The sequence below is a fragment of the Streptomyces sp. NPDC051677 genome (assembly GCF_044453465.1).
In the GTDB taxonomy this organism is placed as follows: domain Bacteria; phylum Actinomycetota; class Actinomycetes; order Streptomycetales; family Streptomycetaceae; genus Streptomyces.
In genome coordinates this window covers 22,842-37,370 of record NZ_JBITCT010000070.1, presented here as the reverse complement: position 1 = coordinate 37,370, position 14,529 = coordinate 22,842, and the positions used below count along the sequence as shown (strand labels likewise).

The 14,529-nt window shown below is 72.7% G+C and carries 13 protein-coding genes; 7 read left to right on the top strand and 6 right to left on the bottom strand.

What is annotated here, in order from left to right:
- On the top strand, positions 1-372 hold a 372-nt coding region (locus ACIBAF_RS44430), incomplete at its 5' end, for an enolase C-terminal domain-like protein (protein WP_399471696.1).
- A 21-nt stretch (positions 373-393) separates the two neighbouring features.
- Here ACIBAF_RS44430 and ACIBAF_RS44425 read toward each other — a convergent pair.
- Positions 394-1,431: a response regulator transcription factor gene (locus ACIBAF_RS44425; RefSeq protein WP_399471694.1), complete on the bottom strand. Its 1,038-nt coding sequence runs from the start codon at positions 1,429-1,431 to the stop codon at positions 394-396.
- Between the two features lie 238 nt (positions 1,432-1,669).
- Between ACIBAF_RS44425 and ACIBAF_RS44420 the strand changes: the two genes are divergently transcribed.
- The 6 genes from ACIBAF_RS44420 to ACIBAF_RS44395 all read left to right on the top strand — a co-directional run bounded on the left by ACIBAF_RS44420 (position 1,670) and on the right by ACIBAF_RS44395 (position 8,777).
- A complete protein-coding gene (locus tag ACIBAF_RS44420) occupies positions 1,670-2,707 on the top strand; it encodes a sugar ABC transporter substrate-binding protein (protein ID WP_399471692.1) in 1,038 nt (345 codons plus the stop codon).
- A 9-nt stretch (positions 2,708-2,716) separates the two neighbouring features.
- Positions 2,717-4,324, top strand: a complete 1,608-nt coding sequence (locus ACIBAF_RS44415) for a sugar ABC transporter ATP-binding protein (RefSeq protein WP_399471690.1) — start codon at positions 2,717-2,719, stop codon at positions 4,322-4,324.
- Positions 4,321-5,361, top strand: coding sequence for an ABC transporter permease (locus tag ACIBAF_RS44410; RefSeq protein WP_399471688.1), 1,041 nt, complete (start codon positions 4,321-4,323; stop codon positions 5,359-5,361). The genes ACIBAF_RS44415 and ACIBAF_RS44410 overlap by 4 nt, the downstream gene beginning before the upstream one ends.
- A 42-nt stretch (positions 5,362-5,403) precedes the next feature.
- Entirely contained in the window at positions 5,404-7,101 is a 1,698-nt protein-coding gene (locus tag ACIBAF_RS44405) for an amidohydrolase (RefSeq protein ID WP_399471686.1), read from the top strand.
- Between the two features lie 52 nt (positions 7,102-7,153).
- Entirely contained in the window at positions 7,154-8,095 is a 942-nt protein-coding gene (locus ACIBAF_RS44400) for a TIGR03619 family F420-dependent LLM class oxidoreductase (RefSeq protein WP_399471684.1), read from the top strand.
- Positions 8,096-8,204: 109 nt separating this feature from the next.
- Positions 8,205-8,777 (top strand): MarR family winged helix-turn-helix transcriptional regulator, encoded by a 573-nt coding sequence (locus tag ACIBAF_RS44395; RefSeq protein WP_399471682.1) that lies wholly within the window; start codon positions 8,205-8,207, stop codon positions 8,775-8,777.
- Between the two features lie 175 nt (positions 8,778-8,952).
- On the opposite strand, the gene ACIBAF_RS44390 is transcribed toward ACIBAF_RS44395, so the two are convergent.
- The 5 genes from ACIBAF_RS44390 to ACIBAF_RS44370 form a co-directional block, all read right to left on the bottom strand.
- Positions 8,953-9,654 (bottom strand): gamma-glutamyl-gamma-aminobutyrate hydrolase family protein, encoded by a 702-nt coding sequence (locus ACIBAF_RS44390; protein WP_399471680.1) that lies wholly within the window; start codon positions 9,652-9,654, stop codon positions 8,953-8,955.
- Positions 9,651-11,141 carry an aldehyde dehydrogenase gene (locus tag ACIBAF_RS44385; RefSeq protein ID WP_399471678.1) on the bottom strand — a complete coding sequence of 497 codons (1,491 nt, stop codon included), beginning with the start codon at positions 11,139-11,141 and terminating at the stop codon, positions 9,651-9,653. Before ACIBAF_RS44385 ends, ACIBAF_RS44390 begins: the two co-directional genes overlap by 4 nt.
- Positions 11,142-11,332: 191 nt before the next feature.
- On the bottom strand, positions 11,333-12,787 hold the full coding sequence (locus ACIBAF_RS44380; RefSeq protein WP_399471676.1) for an APC family permease: 1,455 nt from the start codon (positions 12,785-12,787) through the stop codon (positions 11,333-11,335).
- Between the two features lie 145 nt (positions 12,788-12,932).
- Positions 12,933-13,622: a TetR/AcrR family transcriptional regulator gene (locus ACIBAF_RS44375; RefSeq protein WP_399471674.1), complete on the bottom strand. Its 690-nt coding sequence runs from the start codon at positions 13,620-13,622 to the stop codon at positions 12,933-12,935.
- Between the two features lie 56 nt (positions 13,623-13,678).
- Entirely contained in the window at positions 13,679-14,524 is an 846-nt protein-coding gene (locus tag ACIBAF_RS44370; RefSeq protein ID WP_399471672.1) for a fumarylacetoacetate hydrolase family protein, read from the bottom strand.
- Positions 14,525-14,529: the final 5 nt, after the last annotated feature.

Genomic DNA, 14,529 nt, shown 5'->3' with positions numbered 1-14,529 from the left:
GACGTGCTCCAGATCGACGCGGCCCGGGTCGGCGGCGTCAACGAGAACCTCGCGATCCTGCTGCTCGCCGCCAAGTTCGGCGTGCCGGTGTGCCCGCACGCCGGCGGTGTCGGTCTGTGCGAACTCGTGCAGCACCTGGCGATGTTCGACTACCTGGCCCTGTCCGGCACCACCGAGAACCGGGTCATCGAGTACGTCGACCACCTCCACGAACACTTCACCGCACCGGTGGTGATGCGCGACGGCCACTACACGGCCCCGCTCACCCCCGGCTTCTCCGCGGCCATGCACCCCGAGTCCCTCGCCGAATTCCGTTACCCGGACGGCAGGTTCTGGGCCGCCGACCTCGTGGAGCGGCCGACGGACGCCTGAGCGTGAGCTCCGGGCCGGATCTCAGCCGGGCGGGATCCGCTCCACGAAGTGCTCCAGGTCCTCGGTCGTGGGCCTCAGCAGTCCGTCCCGCAGGGCGAGCGCCGTCGCCTCGGCGCGCGAGGCGCTGCCGGTCTTGCGGAGCAGGTGCTCGACATGGCTGTGCACGGTCCGCGGCGACAGGAACAGGGCCTGCGCGATGGCCTGGTTGGTCTGACCGCGTGCGGCGCGGGTGAGCACCTCCAGCTCGCGCGGACTCAGACCGTACGGCAGCTCGGTGGGGGTCTGCGTCACCAGGACGGCCTCCCGTGCGATCGGCGACGCCGTCGTGCACCGGCGCAGCACCACCCGGTGCCAGTCGCGCCCCACCGGCCACAGCGCCCGCAGTCGCAGGCCGCCCGATGCCGTGAACGCCCGGACCAGGCAGCCGAATTCGCCGTCCGCCAGCACACCGGCGGCCTCGCGGCCCGGGAGGTCGATGACGCCCTGGGCCGTGACGAGGTTCGCGCCTGCTCCGGCCGGCAGCTCATGAACGTCACCGGTGTGGGCCGTCGGGTCGGCGAGGGCGCCCAGGGCGGGCAGGAGCGAGGCGAGCAGCTGTCGCGCCTCCGTGTCGTAGGCGCCCGTGCCCTCCACGGACAGGTTGACAAGGCCCACCAGGCGGCCGTGGTGGCGCAGGGCGCCGGTCAGCGCGTCCCGGAAACCGGCCGGGCGGACCCGCTCGGCGTAGAACCAGCCGTTGCGGAAGCGCTGCCCGCCGGACGTCATGTCCTCGACGTCCTCGCTGATGGACGGGGGCAGCGTCCGCCGGACGACGTTGGCGTACCACGGGGTCGAGGCGAACTCGGCGGCCAGCGCCTCGGACGTCCCGGCCGGGTAGCCGATGCCCGCGATCTGCACATGCGTGCCGGTGATCGGATCGACCGCCAGCAGTGTCGCCGCGTCGAGCGGGAGGGCGCGGGCGAGCTCCTGCAGCGCCTGGGCGCCGGCGGCGACGGTGTCGCGTTCGCGGGTGAGCATGCCGATGCGGGCGGCCGCCGCGAGCTGCTGGTGGCTGATCATGCGTGCCTCCGGGGGCCCACGACCAGGAATGTCGTTTGACCCCTAACGGTATGGCGCTGCGGACGGCCCGACAAGTCGTTCACCGTTTCGTGACCGGATGTCCGCCGACGGCCGCCCGGCCCGTCACCGGTCGGTATTTGTACGGATGGCGGCGCGGGACGCCGGGGTCTTTCCTGTTCGGCACAGCCGGACGCCCGACGCCAGCAGGGCCGGGCCACATTCCTCGGAGAACGCCGCCATGAGCCAAGTCCCATCGCCCGCCCCGGCCTCACGCCGGCAGTTCCTCGCCCTGTCCGGCGGGGCCCTCACCGCCACCCTCCTGGGCGCCGCGGGCTGTTCGGCGCCGGACGACGGCGCGAGCTCCGCACAGGCCGCGGGAGCCTCGGCGGCCGGCCCGAAGACCCTCACCAAGATCGGCCTCGACTACCCCTTCACCCAGCTCCCCCTCTACTCGACGCTGGTCAAGCTCTCCTCCGCCGCCGCGAAGAAGCACGGCGTCTCCCTGCTGACCACGAGCGACGCCGGCAGCGCCGACACCCAGGCCACCAACCTGAACACCTGGGTCTCCCAGAAGACGCAGGCCATCGTGTGCTTCCCGATGGTCTTCGAGGCCACCGAGTCGATCGCCAGGACCGCGCTCGACGCGGGGCTGATCTGGGTGACGTACGGCGGATCGCTGGAGCACCAGAGCGCCGACATCCAGTTCAGCTTCCTCAAGGGCGGCACGCTCCTCGGGGAGGCGGCCGCCAAGTGGGCCAACGAGCAGCTCGGCGGCAAGGGCAAGATCGCGTTCCTCACCGACAGCACGATCCAACTCGGCCGCGAGCGCACCAAGGGAATGATCGACGCCTTCACCAAGGCCGCGCCCGGCGTCGACGTGGTCGCCCAGGAGCAGGCCATCGACCCCGACACCGGACTGTCCAAGTCCCGTGCCGTCCTCGCCAAGCACCCCGACCTCAACCTCATCCTCGGCGTCACCGACGCCGCCGCCTACGGCGGGTACAAGGCGCTCCAGCAGACGGGCCGCAAGACGGCCGACGCCAGGACCTTCGTCGGCGGACAGGACGGCGCGGCCCCCTCCCTCCTGGCGATCAAGCAGGGCACCTTCTACCGAGCCTCGGCCGCCCTGGCGCCGCAGGACATCGCGAACGCCATCGTCGACGTCCCCCTCGCGGTCGCCGCCGGCAAGGCCAACCCGAGCGTCCAGGTCCCCGTCACCCTCGTCGGCCCCGGCGACGCCGCGCGCATCGACGCCCTCCTCGCCCAGAACTCCTAGGCGCCCGCCATGACGCAACCGACTCTGCGCATCCGCGGCCTCGGCAAGTCCTTCGGCGGCGTCCGCGCACTGGACGGCGTCGACCTCACCGTCCCGGCAGGCCAGGTGCACGCGCTCCTCGGCCACAACGGCGCCGGCAAGTCGACCCTCATCAAGTGCCTCGGCGGCGCCTACCCGCCCGACACCGGCACGATCGAGGTGGGCGGGACCGCCTACACCCGCCTCAGTCCGCGGGAGTCGATCGCCGCCGGCGTGGCGATCATCTTCCAGACTCTCAGCGTCGTCGACTCCCTCACGGTCGCCGAGAACATCTTCCTCGGCCAGGAGTGGACCCGGTACGGAACGGTTCACCGCCGCGCCCAGGAGGAGGTGGCGGCGGGCCTGCTGGAACGGGTCGCCGCGACCTGCTCACCGCGCGACCGCGTGGGCGGACTTCCCATGGGGCAACGCCAGTTGGTGGAGATCGCCAAGGCGCTGAGCCGCAGCGCCTCGGTCCTGGTCCTGGACGAGCCCACCGCCGCCCTGTCCGGCCCCGAGAGCGACGCCCTCGCCGAACGCGTGGAACACCTGCGCACCCAGGGCCTGGCCATCGTCTACGTCACCCATCTCCTGGCCGAGGTGGAGCGCTTGGCAGACGCGGTGACGGTCCTGCGGGACGGCCGGGTGAGCCATCGGTCGACGGCGTCGGGCCGGACGAGAAGGGAGCTGGTAGAGGCGATCGCCGGAGCCACGGTTCCTCTCGACCGCGGCCCAGGGGACCGACGCCAGGGCCGCGGGGAACTGCGCGACCAGCCACCTACAACCCTGTCGCCGCCCCACGACATGAAGCCCCCACTCCGCAGGCGCCCCCGCCGGCCCCGCCTCACCGTGACAGCCCTGCAAGGCCCCGGCTTCGGCCCTGTCGACCTGGACATCGAAGAGGGCGAGATCGTAGGGATGTACGGCCTGATCGGCGCGGGGCGCACCCGCATCCTGGAAACCCTCTTCGCAAGCCGCCCCGCCGCAGCCGGAACCATCCGCGTGGGCGACCGCACCGTCACACCCACCCGGCCCGCGGACGCCCTGGCCGCAGGCATCGCCCTCGTCCCCGGGGACAGACGCCGCCAGGCGGTTTTCCCGGTGCTCAGCGCACAGGACAACGCACTGCTCCCCTCGGTGAGCGCCCTCGCCCGCCACGGAGCGCGAGCCCTGCGCGCCGAGCGGCGGATCTTCGGCGCCCTGTCCGGCGCCGTGGGCCTGCGCCCGGCCGTCCCACACCGGCCGGCGGCCGCCTTCTCCGGCGGGAACCAGCAGAAACTCGTCCTGGGCCGGTGGATCAACGAAGCCCGCGACGTCGACGTCCTGCTCCTCGACGAGCCCACCCAGGGTGTCGACGTGGGCGCGCGGCAGGAGATCTACCAGGTGGTGTCCGCTCTGGCCGAACAGCGGGGCACGGCCGTGCTGTTCGCCTCCAGCGACCCCGAGGAGGTCGTCGCGCTCGCCCACCGCTGCCTGATCGTCTCCGCCGGCCAAGTCGTCGGCGAGCTGTCCGGCGGCGAACTCACCGAGGCCGCCCTGCTCTCGGCCGTCCACGAAGCCGACCACCCGGCGGCCCCGACCTCGCAAGGAGCGGCATGACCACCGCGACCACCCCCTCGACCCCCAACCCGACTCCGACGCCGACCTCGCCCTCCAGCTCCGCCGGACGCTTCCTGCCGACCCCGCGCACGGCGGCGGACACCGCGCTGAACGCCGTCCGACGGCATCCGCTGCTGCTGGTCCTCGCCGTGATGGCGCCCGTCTTCCAGCTGACGACCGGCAGCTTCCTGGACGCCGGCAACCTGCGCGGCATCGCCACCGACGCCGCTGCCCTCGCCATCGTGGCCGTGCCGCTCGCCCTGCTGGTCATCAGCGGCTACCTCGACCTCTCCGTCGGCTCCACCCTCGCCCTCGGCGGGCTGGTGGCCGGCTGGCTCGCCGGGCAGCAGCACCAGTCGCCGGTCGTCGCCGTCCTCGGCGCGCTGGCGGTGGGCGCGGCGGTCGGCGCCGTGAACGGCGTCCTGTGCTGCTACCTGGGGCTGTCCGCGTTCATCGTGACACTGGGCATGCTGACGGCGGTGCGCGGCTTCGCGCAGCAGCTCTTCCCGCTGCCGCTGAGCGGATTCGGCACCGGGTTCGCCTGGCTCGGCGGGGCACGGATCGCCGGGATCGACGCGCCGGTCGTCATCGCCGCGCTCGTCCTCGCGGCGGGCGCACTGTTCCTGGCGCTCACCCCGGCCGGCCGGCACGTCTTCGCGATCGGCGTCAACCGGGAGGCCGCCTACCTGTCCGGGATCGGGGTGCGCCGTGCGCCGTTCGCGCTGTTCGTCGTCACCGGCGTCGCGGCGGCCCTGGCCGGGGCGATCAAGGCGTCGGTGCTGGACAGCGTCGTCGCGGGCACCTCGGGGGCCGGATTCGAGCTGACCGTGCTCACGGCCGTGCTGCTCGGCGGGGTCGCGCTCACCGGCGGCTCCGGCTCCGTCTTCGGGGTCCTGCTCGGCGTGCTGTTCCTCGGCTGTCTGCAGAACGGCCTGACACTGCTGAGCGTGCCGACGTTCTGGCAGCAGATGGCGCAGGGCACCGCGCTGGTGGCGGGCGCGGCGCTCGCCTACGTCGGCCCCCGCCTGAACCGGTGACCGACACCCCCTCATCCCGCCCCCCACTCCGAGAGGACTCACGTGAACGACAGCGCCCCCTCCCTCGTCCTGACCGGCGGCCAGGTCCTGACCGTCGACGGCGACTTCACCGTGACCGAGGGCGTGGCCGTGCGCGGCCGTGACATCGTCGCCGTCGGCAGCGACACGGAGATGCGCGCCCTCGTCGGACCCGGCACCCGGCTCGTCGAACTCGGCGGCCGGACCGTGCTGCCCGGCATCAACGACTCCCACCTGCACGGCGCCGCGTACGGCATGACCAGGCCGCCCTTCGCCCTCGACGTCGGCCACCCGGCGGTCGGCTCGATCGCCGACATCGCCGACGCCGTGCAGCGCGCGGCCCGCACCGCCCGGCCCGGCGACTGGATCATCGGGCTGGGCTGGGACAACGGCTATCTGGCGGAGTGCCTGGCCGACCCGCGGCGCTTCCCGCACGGCCGGGACCTGGACGCCGTCGCACCCGACAACCCCGTCTGTCTGACCCACTTCTCCTCACACCTCGTCTGGGTCAACAGCGCCGCCCTGCGCCACTGCGGCATCGACGCGGCCAGCGTGCCCCCGCCCGGCGGTGTCATCGACACCGACCCCGACGGCCGGCCCACCGGCATCCTGCGCGAGGCCGCCCAGGAACTCGTCAACGCCGGCCTGCCCTCGCCCACCGTCGAGCAACGCCGGCAGGCCATCCAGGGCGTGGTGCGCGAACTCCACGCCCGCGGCATCACCAGCTACACCGAGCCCGGCCTGGGTCCGGGCGGCGCCACCTCCCTCTTCGGGGGGCTGAGCACCGACAACTGGACCGCCTACGCCGATCTCGCCGCGACCGGTCGACTCCAGGCCCGCGTCAGCGTCCTGCTGCTGCCCGCCCCGATGGGCGGCTCGGCCGACGACGTGCGCAAGGGACTGGCCGAACTGCGCCGCCCCGAGTCCGCGGACCCGCGCCTGCTGAACGCCATCGGCGTCAAGATCTTCGCCGACGGCGTGCCGCCCAACCGCACCGCGTGGATGAACGAGCCGTACGCCGACGGCGGTCACGGCGCGCTGTGCGTGCACGGTGACACGCCCGCGCTGCGCAGCGACGAACTGCGCGAGATGATCCGCGTCGCCCACGAGGCGGGCTTCCAGGTGGGCGTGCACGTCACCGGCGACCGGGCGATCGACGAGGTCGTCGACGCGTTCGTCGCCGCGAACACCGCCGCGCCGCGGCCCGACGCCCGGCACTACGTCATCCACGGCGACTTCATCGGCGCGCGCAGCCTCGCCCGGCTGGCCGCCCACGGCTACGGCGTCAACATGAACCCGGCCATCAAGTGGACCGTCTCCGACCTGATGGACGAGGTCGTCGGCCCCGAACGCTCCGCCTACCAGTGGCCCGTACGGTCCGCCGTCGAGGCCGGGGTGGCCGTGTGCGCCAGCTCCGACGCGCCGATCACCCAGCCCGACTGGCGGCAGGGGGTGACCGCGATGCTGTTGCGCGAGTCCAAGGCCAGCGGCAGGCAGAGCGGCCCGGAGCAGTGCGTGTCGCTGGCCGAGGCCCTGCGCTCCTACACCGTCCACCCGGCCCGGCAGGACTTCGCCGAGGACTGGAAGGGGTCCATCGAGGTCGGCAAGGTCGCCGACCTGTGCGTCCTGGACCGCCCCCTGCTGGACCGGGACCCGCACACCCTCACGGACGCCGAGATCGACCTGACCGTGTTCGACGGCCGCATCGTGCACGAACGCTGAGGACGAGAGGAGAAAGGAGACAGAAACCCGAGCCGAGAGACAGGGAGAAGACATGAGCACCGCACCCCGCATGCTGCTCGTCCTCAGTGAGAACTGGACGCTCACCGGCGGCCGGGCCGACCTGCCCGCGGCCGTCCGCTGGGCGCGCGAGGCCGAGGACGCCGGCTTCGACTCGGTCATGGTCAGCGAGCACATCGTGCTCGGTCCGGACGCGGCGGCCGACGGCGTCATGGGCAACCCCCGGGACTACGCCCTGCCGGGCAACCAGGACCCCGGCACGCCGTGGCCCAACTCGCTGCTGCTGCTCGCCGCCATCGCCTCCGTCACCGAGCGCCTGCGCCTGGCCGCCGCCGCGGTCCTGGCGCCGCTGCGCCATCCGCTGCTGATGGCCCGGGAGCTGGGCACCCTGGACCTGATCAGCGAGGGGCGGCTGCTGGTGCAGCCGACGGTGAGCTGGAGCCGGGACGAGTACGACGCCCTCGGCGTCCCCTTCGGACGTCGCGGGCGGCTGCTCGACGAACACCTCGACGTCTGGGCGAAGGCCTGGGGACCGTCGCCGATCTCCCACGAGAGCGAGCACTACCCGTTCCGGGACGTCTACTTCGAGCCGAAGGCGTTCCGACCCGAAGGGCCGCGACTCTGGTTCGGCGGCCAACGCCTCGGCGGGCCCGTCCTGCGCCGGCTCGTGCGGTACGGCCACGGCTTCCACCCGCTGGGGCGGCCGACACCGCAGGACATGCACGCGCTCAAGGAGGCCATGGCCGCGGCCGGCCGGGACGTCGCCGGCCTGGAGATGATCGGCGGCGCCCAGGCGGTCTTCCCCGACGACCGTTCCACGGCGGACCTCGGCGCGGCGCTCGCGGGCATCCCGGAACAGCTGGAGCAGGGCTTCACCACGTTCTGCGTCAAACCGAACCAGTTCATCGACGACCCGGCCGGGATCGGCGCGTTCTGCCGCGACGTGATGCGCCGTGTCCAGGCGCTCACCGCGTGAGAAGAAGCCCTGTCTTTGGCGGCGTCCTGCCCGTGGCCCTGTCGTTTCGTACAATTTGAGTCCGAACAACACGACGATCCACGTACCAGGTGGCCGAAGGAGTGTGCCGATGCCCGGCCAGCGATCCATCGCCGAAGCCGAGAAGCTCGCCGAGGCCAAACTCGGGGGGATCGCGCTGCGGCGGGAGCAGATGGCCGTCGTCGCCAACATCTACCGCGCCGCCTCGGCGGTACGGCAGCACCTGGAGAACTCCGTGCTGCGCGGCTCCGACCTGACGTGGACGGCGTTCGTCGTGCTGTGGGTGGTGTGGGTGTGGGGGGAGTCGGAGACGCGGCACGTCGCGGAGGAGGCCGGGATCTCCAAGGGCACGCTCACCGGCGTGTCGCGGACGCTGGAGGGGCGGGGGCTCGTCCGGCGGGCCGGGCACCCCGCCGACGGCAGGCTGGTCCTGCTGAGCCTCACCGACGAGGGGGAGGCGCTGATGCAGCGGCTGTTCCCGGCCTTCAACGAGGAGGAGGCCTTCGTGGCGAGCCGCCTCAGCGACGAGGAGTGCCGGACCGTCGCCGACGGGCTGCGCCGCGTCGTCCGCCAGGTCGAGGAGGAGGGCGAGGAACGCCGCACCGCCCTCCTCGACGGCGCCGCCCCGGCCCCCCGCCGCAGCGGCCGCCGCCCGAAGTCCTGACCCACGAATCCCTCGCCCGTCCGGGCCCTGGACCCCGGCTCTCGGCCTGTCGGCCTGTCGGCTTCTCGGCCTGTCGGCTTCTCGGCTTCTCGGCTTCTCGGCTTCTCGGCCTGTCGGCTTCTCGGCCTGTCGGCCTCTCGGCCTGTCGGCTTCTCGGCTTCTCGGCTTCTCAGCCTCAGCGGCCGTCGTGGGCCGCTCGGATCAGGGTGTCGAAGAGTCGCTGTTGGGCCGGGTCCTCGTGGGCCGTGTCCTCAGGGTGCCACTGGACGGCTGTGAACCAGCCACGGGCGCCCGGGAGTTCGAGGGCCTCGACGGTGCCGTCGGCGGCTCGGGCGGCGATGTCCAGGCCGCGGCCCGGGAGATCGACCCGCTGGTGGTGGTAGCAGGAGGCCTCCGCCTTCGCCACGCCCATGGTCTGCTCCAGCAGGGTGCCGCGGCGGATCTCCACCGGGTGCACGACGTGCCGGTGTTCGAGCTCCGGACCGCCCATGTCCTGCTCCAGCGTGCCGCCGAGGGCGACGTTGACGACCTGCAGGCCCCGGCACACCGCGAGCAGGGGCAGGCCCGACTCCAGGGCGCGGCGGGCGACTTCGAGGTCGAAGGCGTCCTGGAGGTCGTCGACGTCGTAGACGCTCCGATGCGCGCCGGCGGCGCCGTAGCGGTGCGGGGCGAGGTCGCCGCCGCCGGGGAGGACGACGCCGTCGAAGCGGGTGAGCCGCCGGGCGACGTCGGTGTCGACCGGATGGATGCCGACCGGTTCCCCGCCGGCCCGCCACACCGCCTCCAGCAGGGCGCGGGCGTTGACCTCGGCCGCGTAGCGCAGTGCCGAGGCAGTGGCGGCGAAGCGGGCGGGGATCGCTATCAGCGGTCGGGTCACAGCTGGATCCAGGTGGTCTTGAGCTCGGTGTACTTCTCCACGGCGTGGACGGACTTGTCGCGACCGTTGCCCGACTGCTTCATGCCGCCGAAGGGGACCGTCAGGTCGCCCTCCTCGTAGCAGTTGACCCACACCGTGCCGGCCTTCAGTGCCCGCGCCACCCGGTGCGCGGTGGACAGGTCGGAGGTCCACAGGCCGGCGGCGAGCCCGTACTCGGTCGCGTTGGCCAGCCGCACCGCCTCGTCGACGTCGTCGAAGGAGAGCACCGACAGCACGGGCCCGAAGATCTCCTCCCGGGCCAGCCGCATGCCGGGGTCCACGTGGTCGAAGACGGTCGGCTCCAGATAGCTGCCGCCCGTGTCGGCGAGGACGCGCTCGCCGCCGGTCCGGAGCCGGGCGCCCTCGGCGAGCCCGGTCCGGACATGGCCGTGCACGCGCTCCAGGTGGGCCGCGCCGACCAGCGCGCCCATCTCGGTGGCCGGGTCGAGCGGGTCGCCGACGCGCAGCTCCCGGGCCCGGGCGACGACGGCTTCGGTGACGCGTTCGGCGATGGAGGAGTGCACCAGCAGCCGGGAGGGGGCGGTGCACATCTCGCCCTGGTTGAAGAAGACGCCCCAGGCGGCGGTGGCGGCGGCCTGCTCCAGGTCGGGGGCGTCGGGCAGGACGATGTTCGGTGACTTGCCGCCCAGCTCCAGCCAGACGCGCTTGAGGTTCGAGTCGGCGGCGTAGCGCAGGAACTGGCGGCCGACGGCGGCGGAGCCGGTGAAGGCCAGGACGTCGACGTCGGGGTGCAGACCGAGGGCCCGGCCGGCCACCGGCCCGTCGCCGTTGACCACGTTGAGCACGCCCGGCGGCAGCCCGGCCTCGGTGGCGATCCGGCCCAGCAGGAGGGCGGACAGCGGCGAGTTCTCCGACGGCTTGAGCACGACCGTGCAGCCGGCCGCCAGCGCCGGGGCGATCTTCCAGCCCGCCAGTGTGAGCGGGAAGTTCCAGGGCACGACCGCGCCGACGACTCCGGTCGGCTCCCGGGTGACCAGGGCGAGCGCGTCGGAAGCGGTGTGCGGGGACTCGTCGGTGAACTTGTCGGCCAACTGCCCGTACCAGCGGAAGGTGTTGATGAGGGCCCGCAGTTCGATCGCGTACGCGTCGGCGACGGGCTTGCCCATCTCCAGCGTGACGGCGAGCGCGAGTTCCTCCCGCCGTTCCTCGCACAGTTCGGCGATCCGGATCAGCGTCCGGCCGCGTTCGGCGGGTGCGAGGCGCGGCCAGGGGCCGGTGTCGAAGGCGCGGCGGGCAGCCGCCACAGCGGCGTCCACCTCGGCCGCGCCGCCGTCGGCGACCTGAGCGACCAGCCGGCCGTCCCGGGGGGAGACGGCCGCGAACACGGCTCCGCCGCCGCCCTCGTCGGCGCCGTCGATGTGGTGGGCGCCGGACAGCTCGAAGGTCTTGGCGCGGTGCAGCCACTCGTCGTGGGTGAGGTCCGGCATGCCTGGTCTTCCCTTCACGGTCATATCATTTGATTCCAAACGATATGGATTCGACGGGCCCCTCGCAAGATCACGCGACGGAGCCGGGCCTGGTCGGCGACCGGCTCACGGGGCGCGGATGCGAGCTCACCGCCGGGCGGGTGCGGTGCCGTGCGGCCCGGTGGGGGACCGGGCCGCACGGTCGGTGCGCCTCAGTTGTCGGCGGTCGGCTTGCGGGTCAGGCGGGCCGTGAGCACTCCGGCGACCAGGACCGCCGGGACGGTGAGCTCCAGCCAGAGGGCGGTGGAGCGTTCCCCGCCGATGAGCGTGGTGAAGTTCTCCACGACCAGCCAGATCGCGCCGACGATGCCGAGCGCGCCCAGTGCCGGGGCGATCAGCGTGTTCCACGGCCGGGTGTCCAGGCGCTCGCGCCGGAAGAAGGCGACCACCGAGACCGAGGTCAGGAAGTACAGCAGCATGATCCCGAGGACGGCCACGCCGCTGCCCCAGGAGAACAGCGTCAGCACCGGGTCCTTGCCGGCCAACGCGAAGGGGAGGACCAGGGCGACGGCGACGGCCGTCTGCACACCGCCCGCCACGCCGGGGGAGTGCCGGCGGTTGAGCGACGTCAGCTTGCGCGGCAGCAGTCCGTCGCGGCCGAGGGAGAACAGGTAGCGGTTGGCGGAGTTGTGGAAGGCGAGGACGCCGGCGAAGAGCGAGGTGGCCAGCAGGACTGGCAGGACGTCGTTCACCCAGCCGCCGAACAGGTCGGCGATCGGCGCGAACACGAAGCCCGTGGAGTCGCCGCTCGCCAGTGCCTGTCCGGCCGCCGCGGTGGCCTTCGAGGCGCCGTGGGCCGAGATCAGCATCCAGGAGGTGAAGGCGAAGAACCCGGTGACCAGGGCGACGGCCAGATACGTGGCCCGGGGCACCGTCCTGCGCGGCTCGCGCGCCTCCTCGCCGTAGATCGCGGTCGCCTCGAAGCCGACCATCGACGCCACGGAGAACATCAGCGCCACGCCCGGCGCTCCCTTCAGGGCGGCGCCCGGCGAGAACGACTCGGTGATCCCGAGCCCTTCCGGGCCGCCGCCCTTGAGGAGGGTGACCAGGGCGAAGACGGTCAGGATGCTGAACTCGGCCAGCACGAAGACCGCCAGCACCTTGGCGCCCATCTCGATGCCCGCACCGCCCAGGACCTGCACGATCGCCATGGTGACCAGGGAGCACACCCACCAGGGCGCGTCCGCCCCGGTGTGGGCCGCCAGCAGGCCGCTCACAGTCGCTCCGTACAGCCCGTACATGGCGGCCTGGATAGCGCAGTAGGAGAAGAGCGCGATCCCGGCGCTCCCGGCGCCGAGGGAGCGGCCGAGGCCCTTGCCTATGTAGGTGTAGAAGGCGCCGGCGTTCACCACATGGCGGCCCATGGCCACGAAGCCGACCGAGAACAGCAGGGTGATCGCGCCGGCGGCCACGTACGCGGCGGGGGCGGCGGGCCCGTTGCCGAGGGCCACCGAGATGGGGACGGCGCCCGCGATGCCGGTGAGGGGCGCCTGGGCGGAGAGGACGAAGAAGAGGATGCCCAGCACGCCGAGCGAGTTGGGCTTGAGCCTGCCTGCGGTGGAGGCGTCGGCCGCGGTCTGGTTTCTGACCGCCGTCTGACTGTCCACGCGGATCACCTGCCTGAGAGCGAAGAGAGGATGTCGTTTCAGGCCAAACGAGTTGCCTCATGGTGGGCTGGAACTATCCGTTTGGCAAGGGGGTGCGCGCAAGTAGTCCCCCAGGACGCGTCGGCCGGGGACGACGGCGGACCGGTCAGTGCTCCGACGGCGAGCCGGCGTCCTTTTCAGCCACGTCGGCCACGTCGGCCACGTCGGCCACGTCGGCCACGTCGGCCACGTCGGCCACGTCGGCCTTGAGCAGGCGGATCAGCCGGTGCAGCTCGTCGACGGCCCCGTCCGTGACCTCGGGCTCGCCGAAGACGAGCTGGTGCAGGACGAGCCCGTCCAGGGCGGCGAAGACCAGCCGGGTCAGGGCGCGGCCGGCGTCCTGGGGGAGGATCCGCGACAGCTCGCGCCCGGTCGCGTCGAAGTAGTCGTCGTACAGGGCCCTGATCTGCGGCAGCAACTCGGGCCGGCGGCGGGACTCCAGCAGCAGCTCGTACTGGAAGGCCTGTATGTCCGGGTCGCCGGTGACCATCTCGGAGAGCCCGGCCGAGAAGTCGGCGACCTCACCGGTGCCGGGTTCGAGCGCGCTGCTGCTCAGCGAGGTGCGGATCGCGTGGGCGAGGGCCTCCTCGATCAGCGCGTCCCGCGAGCCGAAGTGGTGCACGACCAGCCCGTGCGTCGTCCCCGCCTCCTGTGCCACGGCCCGGTAGGTGAGTTTGCGCAGCCCGCCCCTCGCCACGACCCGTACGGCGGCGTTGAGCAGGGCCTCCCGGCCCTCCCCGTAGTTCATGCGCCGGCGCGGCTCGTGTCCTTCGGGGTGTGCGGCGGACTCGGTCATGACGGCGACCCTACCGGCCCGCCCGCGCACCGAAGGGCCGGGCGCCGAAGGGTCGCTCACCGCCTGGGCGCGCGGATGCCGCGGAACTCCCAGTCGCCGCCGAGTGCGGTGGACAGCACCTCCTCGGACTCGGTGGGCTGGGCGCCGACGTCGGCGCGGATCGCGGTCGGGCCGGTGACGACGTGGTTGGTGAGCCGGCCCAGGCCCTCGACCTCCACCTCCACGACGTCGCCCGGCTGCACGGGCCGGGAGTTGGCGGGGGTGCCGGACAGCAGCACATCACCGGGGTGCAGGGTGATCGTCCGGGCGATGTCGGCGACGAGGTAGTGCATGTCCCACTGCATCTCGTCCGTCGAACCGTCCTGCACTGCCTCGCCGTTGACGTAGGTCCGCAGCCGTTTGCCGTGGAAGTCCCAGTCGGTGACCAGGCCGGGCCCGAGCGGGCAGAGTGTGTCGGAGCCCTTCACCCGCAGCATGGAGCCGGCGTCGGTGTCGCGGAAGTCGTGCAGGCCGTAGTCGTTGGCGATCGTGTATCCCGCGATGAAGTCGCCCGCCTCGTCCGGGGAGATGTTCCGCGCGGTCCTGCCGATGACGATGGCGACCTCGCCCTCGTAGTTGAGCCACTTGCAGCCTTCGGGGCGCACGATCGCGCCCCGGTGGGAGTTGAGGGAGGAGGTCGGCTTGTGGAAGTACGTGGGCGTCTCGGGGAGGTCGATCCGGAACTCGTCGACACGGCTGCGGTGGTTGAGATGGACGGCGATCACCTTGGAGGGAACGGCCGGCGGCAGGTGGTTCGCGTCCTCGATCTTGAGGCGGCGGCCGTCCCCGGCGACGAGTTCGTCGCCCTCGCGGACGGTGTCGACGACGGCGCCGTCGAGCAGGATACGGCGGTACTCGGGCATGACGG

Excerpts from the sequence above, each read along its gene's own strand:
- ACIBAF_RS44425 (WP_399471694.1), bottom strand. The coding sequence starts at position 1,431 with ATGATCAGCCACCAGCAGCTCGCGGCGGCCGCCCGCATCGGCATGCTC.
- ACIBAF_RS44420 (WP_399471692.1), top strand. The coding sequence starts at position 1,670 with ATGAGCCAAGTCCCATCGCCCGCCCCGGCCTCACGCCGGCAGTTCCTC.
- ACIBAF_RS44415 (WP_399471690.1), top strand. The coding sequence starts at position 2,717 with ATGACGCAACCGACTCTGCGCATCCGCGGCCTCGGCAAGTCCTTCGGC.
- ACIBAF_RS44410 (WP_399471688.1), top strand. The coding sequence starts at position 4,321 with ATGACCACCGCGACCACCCCCTCGACCCCCAACCCGACTCCGACGCCG.
- ACIBAF_RS44400 (WP_399471684.1), top strand. The coding sequence starts at position 7,154 with ATGAGCACCGCACCCCGCATGCTGCTCGTCCTCAGTGAGAACTGGACG.
- ACIBAF_RS44395 (WP_399471682.1), top strand. The coding sequence starts at position 8,205 with ATGCCCGGCCAGCGATCCATCGCCGAAGCCGAGAAGCTCGCCGAGGCC.
- ACIBAF_RS44385 (WP_399471678.1), bottom strand. The coding sequence starts at position 11,141 with ATGCCGGACCTCACCCACGACGAGTGGCTGCACCGCGCCAAGACCTTC.
- ACIBAF_RS44375 (WP_399471674.1), bottom strand. The coding sequence starts at position 13,622 with ATGACCGAGTCCGCCGCACACCCCGAAGGACACGAGCCGCGCCGGCGC.
- ACIBAF_RS44370 (WP_399471672.1), bottom strand. The coding sequence starts at position 14,524 with ATGCCCGAGTACCGCCGTATCCTGCTCGACGGCGCCGTCGTCGACACC.